Origin of the sequence: Frateuria sp. GZRe12 (assembly GCF_051900535.1) — a bacterium.
Lineage (GTDB): Bacteria > Pseudomonadota > Gammaproteobacteria > Xanthomonadales > Rhodanobacteraceae > Frateuria_A.
This window is the reverse complement of sequence record NZ_JBHZGI010000001.1, coordinates 882,483-894,718: the sequence shown is the minus strand read 5'-3', so window position 1 is coordinate 894,718 and position 12,236 is coordinate 882,483. Positions and strand designations below refer to the sequence as shown.

Sequence of the window (12,236 nt, the reverse complement as noted above, 5' to 3'; positions counted from 1 at the left end):
CTCGGTTCCTGCGCACTGCACGAGCGGATGGCCCGCGGTTCGGTGACCCCGCCCATGGTTGACCGCGCCTGGAAAAGGCTAGGCCGTGCCCTGCGCCAGCGCGCCGCGGCGGGAAGCCGCCGCCACGAGATAGAGCGCCAGCCCCAGCTCCACCGCCTTGATCGCCCACTCCGCGCGCTGCAGCACCAGCGCACCCGCCGCTGCCTCGATGTTGGAGTACATGCTGGCCAGGTTGAGGATCATGTGCAGCCCGATGAGCAGCCACAGGCTGCCGGTGCTGGCGCGCGCCGCGGCGAACATCATGCCGGCGCACGAGCTCATCAGGGCCCACACCAGCGCATGGCCCCAGTTGCCGTCCATGTAGCCGTGGATGAGGTGCATCGAGCCGAACAGCAGGCCGTTGAGGGTGATGGCCTGCCACAGCGGAAGGCGAAGCAGGATCAGGAAAATGACACCGCGGAACAGCAGTTCCTCGCCGAACGCGTTGAAGAACTGGATCAGCAGGTCGCCGCCCAGTCCTCCCGCGGGCAGGCGCACGCCCATGGATGCGAACAGGAGCACCGGCAGCAGGCAGGCGGCGAAGAACCCGGTCGGCCTGATGCGATTGAAGCCGACCTCCCGCCACAACCCCAGCGCGTGGGTGAGCAGCAGCGGCAGGATCACCGTGGAGGCAAAGGCGAGCAGCTTGACCTTGCCGTAGGCCTCGGGCGGCGCGTACTGCTTGCCGAGCGCCAGGATGAGCAAGGTCAGGCCGACTTGCAGGCCCGCGCACAGGAGGGCGGCGGGAATCGGATGCCGGTCGGCGTACGGGCGAAGCGTCATGGCGTTCTCTCTCAGGCGGCGCTGCCCGGATGTCGGCACTGTAGCGACGCGCAAGAAGGGGGACCAGCGCCCCCTTGGGCACTTGACCTGCTGCCCCGCCGTCGATCAAGCACCTCAGATGCCCATGGCGCCGGTACTGGTCGCAACAGCAAGCGCGGACACCGCCGTGCGCCTGGCGACGGCACTGGGCGCCAGCGAGCGCTTCTGGCTGGGGCTGCAGGCGGACTACGACCTCGAGGAAGCCCATCGCGCGCTCGGCAAGGCCGTCGAACGGATCACGCGCATCACCGCTTGAGCAGGTACGACAAAATTACGCCTCATCCAGCGAGCGGTCTGAGCGCCGTGGCCGACCGCGGTCCCGTACATGGACTGGGTGGCCCATGGCCGCGCGGGCGGTAGGCGCGGCCGCTTGGCCGCGGACCCGCTTTACGGACTTCATTTAACGGCGCCCGGGCCGATAACACTGGGCCCTCGTTCGCGCCTGCCTCCAGAAATGGGGGAAACGCAATCTCGACTAGACTCGGAAGCGATCCCCTGGTCTCCCGGATGCCCGCGCAAGATCCAAACGATCACTACGTCCGCGTCGCGATGCTGGTCATGCTTTCGCTGGCGCTGCTCGCGGGCGTCTGTGCGACGGCCATCCATTGGCTGGGCCGGGTCCATCACCCCATGGACATGATCGTTCCACCGCTGGCGAGCTTGCTGTTCGGCGGACTGATCGTGGCGCTGTTGCGGCGACCGACATGGGTGCTCGGCATCACGCGGATCGCACTGGGCGCCTCGGCCCTGGCACTGATCGCGCCTGCGTGGCTCTACACCGCGCAAGCAAGCTTGTCGCCGGACGTGCGGTTGATTGACAACCTGCCACCGATCTCGTCGCTGTTCGTGGTGTACCTGGCGATGCTGATGATCTTTGTTCCCGGGCGGCGCGCGTTCCTCGCCGCCGCGCTGGGCTGGATGCTGATTGCGATGCCTGTGCTGCTCTACCTGTTGGGTCATCGCCAGGAGCTGTGGACGCCACGGGGCCAGGACCTCGTCATGGCGTTTGGGCCGGTCAGCATCATGGTGGTCGTCCTGCTGCCGGTGCAACGCGGGCTGGTGGGCAAGATCCGGCGGCTTGCCTCCGAGCGCGATGTCATGGAAGTCATGCTGCACCGGGACCCGTTGACGGGCGTGCATAGCCGCCTGCTCGGCGAGCGGGTCCTGCACGAAGCCCTAGCCAGTCACGCTACGGGCGGGGTGATCATGCTCGACCTCGACCGCTTCAAGGGGATCAACGATACCTACGGCCATCCGGTCGGCGACAGCGTCCTGCGAAAGGTGGCGGATGGCTGCAAGCGACGCCTGCGCGCGAACGAATGTATCGCGCGCTGGGGTGGGGAGGAGTTTCTGGTGATCGTGCCCAATGTCGATGCGGCGGGCCTGCAGCGCGTAGCTGAGCGGCTGCGCGCCGCGATCGCCGCCGTGCCGGTGGACCCGGTGCCGCAGGTGACCGCCTCGCTCGGCACCACCATGCTGCAAGCCGGCGATACCCTGGATACGGTGCTGCAACGCGCCGACCTGGCGCTTTATCGTGCCAAGGAACTGCGCGGCAACCGCGTCTGCTCCGGCGATCAGCAGGAAGCGGAAGGGGCACTCTGATCGGCTGCTGTAGCCGCCTTCCAAAACCGGGGACGGAGTGCGGGCCGGCCCGGCGAAGACAGGTCGCCCGTGGAATGATGCGAAAAGCGCACTCTGACCCGGCTTCAAACCGGACCCGGCTTCAAACCGCGGGGCGTGCAGGAAGTTGGCCGGGCGATTAGTTACGCAGTCGGGGAAGTGCGCTATCGCGGTCGGCTTCCGCCTGCGTACGTAATTTGCTCCTTCCCCGTCCCCTGCTGGTCTTGGCAGCATGCGCGAACCTGCCCCGTCCGGCCAAGCCTCCGTAAAGCTCCGGAGAGGCGTTCCTTCGTGCGGCCGCGTCATGGCTGAGGCTTGCGTCTGCGAGCAGCCCGAACGTTTCCCGGGCGCCCTTGACGCCCCCTCGCTGCGTCCAGACCGGCGACGGAAGAGTGCGCTCCGATCCTGGTCTTGCTCCGCCCCCCGTCTTGCGGGTGGTTTCCTCCTTGCACGCTCGCCGCACGTAGCGAACCCCAGAATGCTGCGCGTGGCGGCCGTGCCGCAGCGGCCTGAGTGAAGGCAGGCCTCGCTGAAGGCGCCGCCTATCGCCGCAATCGAAAAAAGCGAATGGGCTGCAGCCGGCCGCGACCACACACTTGCCCAACCCGCAATACGACCTGCCACTGGAGGAACGACCATGTCCGCGTCTGGAAAAAAGCCAAACGCCGGTTCGACCACGGGTGCCGGCGCCCCTGCCGTCAGCGACCGCAATGCGCTGACCATCGGCCCCGACGGCCCGATCGTCCTGCACGACGTGCATTTCCTGGAGCAGATGGCGCACTTCAACCGCGAGAAGGTGCCCGAGCGGCAACCGCACGCCAAGGGTGGCGGCGCGTTCGGGGTGCTGGAAGTCAGCGAGGACGTGTCGGCGTACACGAAGGCGGCGCTGTTCCAGAAAGGCGCATCCACCGAGGTGCTGGCGCGCTTCTCCACCGTCGCCGGTGAGATGGGAAGCCCGGATACCTGGCGCGACGTTCGCGGTTTCGCGCTGAAGTTCTACAGCGACGAGGGCAACTACGACCTGGTCGGCAACAACACGCCAATCTTCTTCCTGCGCGATCCGATGAAGTTCCCGCACTTCATCCGCAGCCAGAAGCGCCTGCCCGACTCCGGCCTGCGCGACAACCACATGCAATGGGACTTCTGGACGTCCAACCCGGAATCGGCCCACCAGGTCACCTACGTGATGGGCGAGCGTGGCCTGCCGCGTACCTGGCGCCACATGAACGGCTACGGCTCGCACACCTACATGTGGATCAACGCCGCCGGCGAGAAGTTCTGGGTGAAGTACCACTTCCACACCCGCCAGGGCATGGCGTTCTTCGACAATGCCGAGGCTGCCGCGATGTCCGGGCAGGATGCCGACTACCACCGGCGCGACCTGTTCGAGGCCATCAAGCGCGGCGAGTTCCCCTCGTGGGAACTGTCGGTGCAGGTGATGCCGTACGCCGAGGCAAAGGACTACCGCTTCAACCCGTTCGACCTGACCAAGGTCTGGCCGCATGGCGATTACCCGCTGATCAAGGTCGGCACGTTGACGCTCAACCGCAATCCGGAGAACTTCTTCGCGCAGATCGAGCAGGCCGCGTTCTCGCCGGGCAACACCGTGCCGGGCATCGGGCTGTCCCCGGACAAGATGCTGCTGGGCCGCGCCTTCGCCTATGCCGACGCCCAGCGCAACCGCATCGGCACGAATTTCCACCAGTTGCCGGTCAACCAGCCCAAGGTTCCGGTGAACAGTTACATGTTCGACGGGCAGATGGCTTACCAGCACAGCGGCGCGGCGCCGGTGTACGCACCCAACAGCGGAGGACGCAGCTGGTCGGACGAGAGCGGCCCGATGGAAAACGGCTGGGAGTCCGACGGCGACATGGTGCGTAGCGCCTACACGCTGCACGCCGCCGACGACGACTTCGGCCAGGCCGGCACGATGGTCCGCAGGGTGTGGAACGACGCCCAGCGCACGCAGTTCGTGGAGCAGGTCGCCGGCAGCCTGCTCGGCGGCGTGCGCAGTCCCGTGCTGGAGCGTGCCTTCGCCTACTGGAAGAGCGTCGACCCGGCGATCGGCCAGCGCATCGAAGACAAGGTCCGCGCCGGCGGCGCGCCGGAGCCGGCCGAGGGCATGGGCGAGGGTTGACCTCGCGAACTGCGAAAGCCCTTCGCCGTCGAGCGAGGGCGCACGGCCGACCCGGCTGATGCCTGATGCTCCTGGGCCGCCAGCGGGGTCAGCCGTGGCCGAGGACCTGACCGGTCAAAGCCCCTTCCTCGGTACTTCCGGCACACTCCCCGGCCCGCCATCGGGTCTAGCTTTCCCCCGCATCGATCATCGCGATCTGCCGAAGGCGAGGGGACCTCATGCCAACCATGGACCGCCGCCAATTCCTGAAGCTCTCCGCCACGCTCGGCGCGGCGCTGGCTTTGGGTTGTACGCCCGTGCGCCCGTCATCGAGCGGCTGGCGCGAGCGGCGGGAGCTGTACCCGCAGGGCGTCGCCTCGGGCGATCCGGACGACAACAGCGTCCTGCTTTGGACGCGTCGCCCGTATGCGGACGCGCGCAAGAGCGCCACGCTGCGGGTTGAAGTGGCCGAGGATCCGGACTTCACGAAGGTGATCGCGACGACGGCGGCGCGGGTGTCGGCCGCGTCGGACTGGACCTGCCGGGTGCTGGTCGGCCATCTGCCATCGGCCCGCGAATACTGGTACCGCTTCGTGGACGAGGAGGGCAACGGCAGTCGCATCGGCCGCACGATGACCGCCCCAGGCCCCGACGATCCGCGACCGGCGCGCTTCGCCTTCGTCAGTTGCCAGGACGTCTGCGAGGGCGCGCTGAACGCCTACCGGCGCATGATCTTCGAAGACGAGCGTGCCGCGCCCGAGGACCGCATCGGCTTCGTGCTGCACCTGGGCGATTTCGTCTACGAGGTCGTGCAATACCCCGACCAGGTCAAGGACGGCCATCGCTACGACCGCCGCATCACGTTCCCGGTCCACTACCCGACCGGCAAGACGGTGGCCGACAATCGTTACTGGGTGCCGGCCTCGCTGGAGGATTACCGCGCCCTCTACCACGGCTACCTGCAGGACCCGGACCTGCAGGATGCGCGTGCGCGTTGGCCGTTCGTGGCGGTCTGGGACAACCACGAATTCTCCTGGCTGGGCTGGCAGTCGATCCAGGAATTTCCCGGCACAGCAGGTTTGATTCCCGCGCAGACGCTCAAGGTCGCGGCCAACCAGGCCTGGTTCGAATTCCAGCCGGCGCGGGTCGCGGCGCCGGGCGCCCGACTGGACACCTTCGCCGCGCCGCACGTCGTCGATACCCCGGTCACCGCGTTCGATGACGATGGGCTAGGGCGCGAACCCAACAACCTCGCCGCCATCGACAGCCTGATCGTGTATCGCGCCTTGCGCTGGGGCCGGCACATCGACCTGATCCTCACCGACCAGCACAGCTTCCGCTCGCGCGACCCCGGTTCGCACGACGAGCTCGGCCCGCTGTTCGACGGCGACGCCCTGGGTTGGGTGCCGGAGGAGCTGGCGATGCAGCTCGACGCGGGTCGCGACTACGCCAACGGCCATCCGCCGGCGACGCTCTCCTTTCGCGGCAAGCGCGTGGCCAACTACCGCGCCGGCGAAGCCGCGCAGACGCTGCTGGGCGCGAAGCAGAAGGCCTGGTTCCTCGAACGCCTGCGCGGCGCGCAAGCCACCTGGAAGATCTGGGGCAATTCGCTGGGCACGCCCGACTGGCGCGTGGATCCGCAGCACCTTCCGCCCGCGCTGGGTCCATGGTCGGGGGCGGGCTATGCCGTCCTGGGCACCAGCGACTGGGGTGGCACGTACCACGAACGCGCCGAAATCTTCGACACCGTGCGCGATGCCGGCATCACCGGTTTCGCGATCGTCTCCGGCGACCGCCACAGCTTCTGGGCCGGCTACGCGGCCAAGGCCTTGCCACCCGCTGCGTTCGAGCCCGTGGGCGTCACCTTCGTGGGCGGATCGCTCATTTCCCCGGGCATGCTCGAAGCTTCCGAGCACAACCTGAAAAAGGACGACCCGCTGCGCCCGTTGTACGTCGCCAATCCGGGCGACGGACCCACGCAGCCCACCGTCAACCTGCTGATGCACCATGGCGTGCGCTCGGCGCTGGAGTTCGCCAAGAGCGGCGATCTGAAGAAGGCGCACGCCGTCAGCAACCCCGACCTGGCACCGCACCTGACCTTCGTCGACATGGGCGGCCACGGCTACGCGACCGTACGCGTCGACGCCGGCACGATGACGACCGATTTCGTATGCATCCCGCGCCCGATCGAGCGCAGCACGAGCCCGGACGGCGGACCGTTGCGCTACCGCGTCCGCCACGAAGTACCGCTGTGGCAAGCCGGCGAGCGGCCGCGGATGCGGCAGACGGTGGTGGAAGGCGATGCGGGACTGGCGCTGTGAAACCGGGTCGATCGCGCGGAGTCATTGCCGTGGGTCCGTTCGCCCCGCGCGAGCGGCAGGCAGCCAGAATTCGATGACGTCCGGCCCGCCATGCAGGCGTATCGGCAACGCCAGCGCACGGGGTGCGGAGTCCTGGAATGCCGGTTGCGCGGCCAGCCAGTGTGCCAGCGCACGCGCGCAGGTGGCCGCCTGTTCGCTGTAGCTGCTGTAGAGGAATACCGGCTTGTCCCACGCGGCTGGCCGGCTGCGTTCCGAACGGCTGGCACTGCTGACCACATTCTCGATGCCGGGCGTGGCCAGCCCGAAGCCGGCGAACTGGCGCAGCAGCGCGGCAGCCGGCGCGCGCTGTTCTTCGCTGTAGATCTGCGCGTAGAGCACCAGGTGTTGTGGCTGGTCGGTGCCCGCACCACTGCACGCCTGCGTGGCGGCGTCGCTCAGCGCCGATATGTCGGCCGACGGCGAGGCCGTTGCAGCCGGCACTGTGGTTATCGGCATCGGCGACGGTTCCGGTGGCGGTGGCGGTGGCGGCGGTGGCGGTTCGGCCGCGGCCGAGGGCTCCTCGGCCGGTGGCGCGGCGGCTGCATAGTCTTCCGCGGCTGGCGCCGCCGTCGTCGCTGCTGCGGGTGCCGGTGCGCTGGTCATCGGTGCGTCGACGGGTAACGGTTCGCTCGTGTCCGTCGTCACTGCGCCGTACTCGCCGGACGGCGGACCGAGCACGTCCGGCAGTGCCGAGGGAACCGCGTTGCGGTAATCCTGCATCGCCTTCTGCCAGGCCGTGGGCTCCGTCACCGCGCTACGCAGCGCAGCGTAGTCGGCCAGGCAGCGATCGATCAGCGCGCTCTCGGGAGGCAGCCGCCCGCAGGCGCGGTTCAGCGTGTCGGCCAACTGGTTCATCGTGCGGGTCATGCCTTCGGAATCGCGCACCTTGTCGTAGCCGCGCATCAACGCGTAGAGCTTGCCGTGCATGCCCGGGTCGTAAGCGAGGCCGGCATCGAGATCGGTCTGTACCGCGTCGGCGGCACCCTGTTGTACCTCCACGTCGCGCCCGCTGCTGGCACGTTGGGCCTGGTGCGAATCCCACGCCTGCCAGCTAGTCAGCGCCACGGTGGCCAGTGCGCCCAGGCTCAGCGATGCGCCGATGGTGGCGCCCATGCGTTGGCGCCGCGTCATCACGTTGGGCTGATCGGCAGCGGAGACGGCATTGGCACTGACCGCCGCGCCGCTCTCCGCAAGCCTGGGCAGCATATCCAGCAGGTGCGCGTCGATCGGCAGGCCGAGCACTTCGCCCAGTTGGCAATAACTCTCCCACTGCGACTCGTCGAAGAACTGCTGCGCGGTGCTTTGCTGCGGAAAGTCCCGGTTGCGATCGGCGTAGCCGGCGACGTCCAGCGGCAGCTCGCAATACAGCCGCGGCTTGACCACCAGCAGACAGCCGCTGACACCACTGGGATAGCGGATGCGTGCAAGCAGCAGATGCTGGTTGCCGGGGCTGGGCATGATGCTGTCGGGCGTGCCGAAACGCGCACGCAGTGCGGCCGGCAAATCGGTGGGCAGGCTGTCCGGATCGATGAACTCGATGTCGGTATCGAAGTCGATGCGTGCCTTGCGGGTTAGATTCTCCACGTCGCCGAAAACGTAGTTCGGGTCCGCGCCGCAGTCGGCCAGCACGATCAGCTTCAGTTCGCGCTTGAGCAGGCTGTAGACGCCGGTGTTGTCGAAATGGCCGCCATCGGACAGATACCAGACAGGGCTGCGCAGGCCCGGAAAGCGCGCCAGCATTTCCTGCAATGCCGCTCGCGACTTGCCCAGGCGCGACCACCAGAACCGCGACGGATTGAGTGTGTTGCGCCACCAGTAACCAAGCCGGAAGCCGCTCAGGAAAAACAGCGCCGAAATGCCGGCGCGCGTCATCGAACCCATGCCCGAGCCGGCGGCCGCGCCCGAGATCGCGATCCATTGGGACAGGGTGCTGCGCGCCAGCGGATCGTCGGCGCCGGTGCGCAACAGCGGCAGCTGGGCGCCGTTCTCCAATCCAAGCGAACTCACCGTCAGGCACACGCCCTTGCGGTCGGCGTTGTAGCTGTCGGTGCGGTCGTCGATGGTCTGGTTGATGCAGCAGTTGATCAGATGGATCGGCCCGCCATAGGCGTGCGGCGCGTAGTCGGGCAGCGCGATGTCGTCGCTTTGCAGAAGCTCGGTGAGCTTGATCACCGCATCGGCGTTGTCGCGGGTCTTCGGACTCAAGGGGGACATCGGAAAGCGCGTACGTCCGGCCGCCCGTTGCGCGCCTTCGTAATTGCCCACCGACACGTAGGTGCGCGCGATGCGCGAGCGGTAGAACGCATGCAGCGACGAGCGGTTGATCATCTGCAGGTTGTTGCCGGTCAGCATCACGTAGGCCAGGCTGGGGATGGCCACGGTCAGCCAGCGCAGCCAGTTGTCGGCGGCAGGCGGTTGGCCAATGCCAGGCACCAGCACGGCCAGCCAGTGCATCCATGTATCCAGTGCCGATACCCGCGCGACGAACACGAAATACTGCAGCGCGCTGAGCCAGAACAGCGAGAGCAGCACGAGCAGCAGCAGTCCGCACAGATTCGCCAGCAGCGCGAGTGGCAGCTGGGAGAGGCCGTTCTTGTGGTCGTGCGGCTGCAGCAGCGGCAACGCGAATCGCGCCACCGCGACCAGCATCGCCGCAAGGCCGGCACTGGTCAGCACCGAGCCGTGCTGGAAGGTAACGCCCACCTGGTCGGCGAGGAACCAGCTGAGCAGGTCCGCCGCGCCCAGCAGGAACAGCAGGGTCAGGTATTTCAGCGCTGTGCTGAGCGCGATCGTGTAACGCACGCGATCCTCGGCCGGACGCGACGGTCGCAGCAACAGCCACAGCCGCGACAGCGGCACCGCCAGCAAGATGCCGCCGACCACCGCCATGGCGACCTGGCCATGGCCGGCCAACGTGACGTGCCATAGCGGACTCAGCAGATAGACGGCCATCAACGAGGTCGATACGCAGATCGTGAGGTCGCTCCACACCGACCAGTCGTCCGCGTCGCGCGACCACCAGTAGGCGAATGCCATGAAGATGACGACCCACCCGGCCAGCGGTGTCGCCGCCCACCACAGCGTGCCGGTCGGCAGCGGTGCGGACGCGGCCTGCCAATGGAATCCCAGCAGATGCGGCAGGACGATCAAGCAGGACAGCAGCAGGATCAGCGCGGTGATCTCGAACTGGGTGGCGACGAAGCCGCGCAGTTGGCCTGCCCAGGTCTGCAGCAGGTCGCGCGGACCTGAAGGAATCAGGTAGCGGCCGTTGCTGCGCAGCCACCACAGCCAAAGCGAACGGTCGTCGGCCAGGCCCCGCTCGACCTCGCTGGCCCCGGCCTTGGTGCCGAACAGACGTCCAAACGCAGACCCCGCATAGCCGCCGCCCGACACGGTCGAGAGATAGTCGAAGCGATGCAGCACGCCGTTCTTCGCCAGTGCCCGCAGCACGCCCAGGCAGAACGTCGCGCTGCGCACTCCGCCGCCGGACAGCGCCAACCCGATCGTCGGCGCCGCGGCATCGATTCCGCCGATGGCGCGCCGCCGGTTCAATGCCTCGCTTTCGTGTGCGGGAATGCCGTCACGCTGCACGTGCGCTTGCGTCGTCTGATCCATGATCGGCCTCCCCGGCGCGCATGCATCGAAACCGCAGGTATGAAGCGGGCTTCTTATGGGCCAGTTCCGTCTGGCCGGCAAGTGCCGCGCCGTCGCCCCGGCCGCGCGGGCCGAATGGAACGATCCCGAACGGCGACTGGCGGCGAGCTGTTGGGACCGCCCGCGTCTGGCCGTCCAAAAGAAAAGCGCCCCCGGGCCGCAGTTCGCTGTCCGTAGCCGACGTATTTCCCGCCAGCCCGGACAGGCCGGGCTGGCCAGAAGCGTTCCTTCGTGCGCCTGTTTGCGCGTTGCTGCATGTCCTTGCCGCCCTCGGGGCAGGGCAGGGAGTGCCCGTGGGGACCGACCATTCGGCGTCGGGGCCATGCGATTCCAGTAGCGGCCGGTGATCTTCTTGCAGCATGCGCTCGTCGACTTGTGCCAATGCGCAATACATCGGCATCTCAAGGCAACGGCGGCAGAAAACTCACGAACGCATCACCCCGTTGAACAACCGAAAGCCGGGTAAAACCCGGGTGGGTAAAACCCGGGTCAGAGAGCACTTTCGCGACAGGCTGGTGCTGGCCAGGCAGTCAACCGAACTGCACGCTGAGCATCGAGATCGAGCCGCCGTCCATGCCCTCGACCGGGAAGCTCACCGCTTCGCCCGGCTCGCTCGCGCCCAACACGTACAGCAGCGGCAGGAAGTGGTCCGGCGTGGGCACCGACAGTTGGGCGTCGCGGCCGAGCGACTCGTAGTCCAGTAGTGGCCGGTGGTCGCCCTTGAGCATGAGCTCGCGGGCCTGGGCCTCGAAGCGAAGCGCCCAGTCGAACGGTTCGGCGGGGTGTCGACCCCAGGCGTAGGCGTGCAGGTTGTGCACCACGTCGCCGCTGCCGATCAGCAGGACGCCCTCGTCGCGCAACGGTCTCAGCCGGCGTCCCAGTTCGTAGTGGTACGCCGGCGGCTGCGCTTCGTCGATCGAGAGTTGCACGACCGGTACGTCTGCCTCGGGAAATACATGGTGCAGGACCGACCAGGTGCCGTGGTCCAGGCCCCATTCGAGGTCGGCGCGCACATCGAGCGGATCGAGCAGCTCCCGCACCCGGTGCGCCAGTTGCGGATCCCCTGGGGCCGGGTACTGCACAGCGAACAGCTCGCGCGGGAAGCCGCCGAAATCGTGGATGGTGCGCGGCGCGGGCATTGCGGTCACCGCCGTGCCGGGCAGGTACCAGTGGGCCGACACCGACAACACGGCGCGCGGACGAGGTAGCCGTCGCCCGAGCGAAGCCCAGCCCCGCGACCAGGCATTGTCGAGCAGGGCGTTCATCGGATTGCCGTGTCCGAAGAAGACTGCGGGCATGCGTGCGGTCGAGGCGGGCTGCGCGTTCATCGAGCGACCTTGCAGGGGAATGCCTGAGTATCGCCAACGGCATTTGGCCTGGGTGAAAAGGGGCGAAAGACCGGGTATGGAGTGCCTCTTCTGTCCGCTGACGTGCCCTGTGGCGAAGCGGGGCAGCCCCATGCCTTCGGGGTCGGTCGTGCAGTAGCCCTTCCCGGTGGAGTCTGGTGGCGTGCGAGCGGGCTGAACATTCCCGCAGGATCTTGACGTCCCCACTTCCGCGGGCAGGAAATCGGCATCGGAGACATCGCCGGCAGAAAACTCACGAACGCATCACCCGGTTGAAAC

General features: G+C 67.6%; 6 protein-coding genes and 1 pseudogene. 4 read left to right on the top strand and 3 right to left on the bottom strand.

The window, feature by feature from the left end; genetic code table 11:
- Positions 1–78 precede the first annotated feature (78 nt).
- Positions 79–822 (bottom strand): lysostaphin resistance A-like protein, encoded by a 744-nt coding sequence (locus tag ACFWZ4_RS04020; protein ID WP_439703428.1) that lies wholly within the window; start codon positions 820–822, stop codon positions 79–81.
- Positions 823–973: 151 nt separating this feature from the next.
- Here ACFWZ4_RS04020 and ACFWZ4_RS04015 point away from each other — a divergent pair.
- The 4 genes and pseudogenes from ACFWZ4_RS04015 to ACFWZ4_RS04000 form a co-directional block, all read left to right on the top strand.
- Positions 974–1,117 (top strand): annotated as a pseudogene (locus tag ACFWZ4_RS04015) (helix-turn-helix transcriptional regulator); the annotation flags it as partial.
- A 251-nt stretch (positions 1,118–1,368) separates the two neighbouring features.
- The gene (locus tag ACFWZ4_RS04010) at positions 1,369–2,463 is read left to right on the top strand and encodes a diguanylate cyclase domain-containing protein (protein WP_439703427.1); all 1,095 of its coding nucleotides are present in this window, start codon (positions 1,369–1,371) and stop codon (positions 2,461–2,463) included.
- Between the two features lie 655 nt (positions 2,464–3,118).
- Positions 3,119–4,618, top strand: coding sequence for a catalase (locus ACFWZ4_RS04005; protein ID WP_439703426.1), 1,500 nt, complete (start codon positions 3,119–3,121; stop codon positions 4,616–4,618).
- Between the two features lie 218 nt (positions 4,619–4,836).
- Positions 4,837–6,918, top strand: a complete 2,082-nt coding sequence (locus ACFWZ4_RS04000) for an alkaline phosphatase D family protein (RefSeq protein ID WP_439703425.1) — start codon at positions 4,837–4,839, stop codon at positions 6,916–6,918.
- 21 nt (positions 6,919–6,939) lie between these two features.
- On the opposite strand, the gene ACFWZ4_RS03995 is transcribed toward ACFWZ4_RS04000, so the two are convergent.
- Both ACFWZ4_RS03995 and ygiD read right to left on the bottom strand, forming a co-directional pair.
- Positions 6,940–10,572 carry a patatin-like phospholipase family protein gene (locus tag ACFWZ4_RS03995; protein ID WP_439703424.1) on the bottom strand — a complete coding sequence of 1,211 codons (3,633 nt, stop codon included), beginning with the start codon at positions 10,570–10,572 and terminating at the stop codon, positions 6,940–6,942.
- Between the two features lie 569 nt (positions 10,573–11,141).
- Positions 11,142–11,939, bottom strand: coding sequence for a 4,5-DOPA dioxygenase extradiol (ygiD, locus tag ACFWZ4_RS03990; RefSeq protein WP_439703423.1), 798 nt, complete (start codon positions 11,937–11,939; stop codon positions 11,142–11,144).
- Positions 11,940–12,236 lie beyond the last annotated feature (297 nt).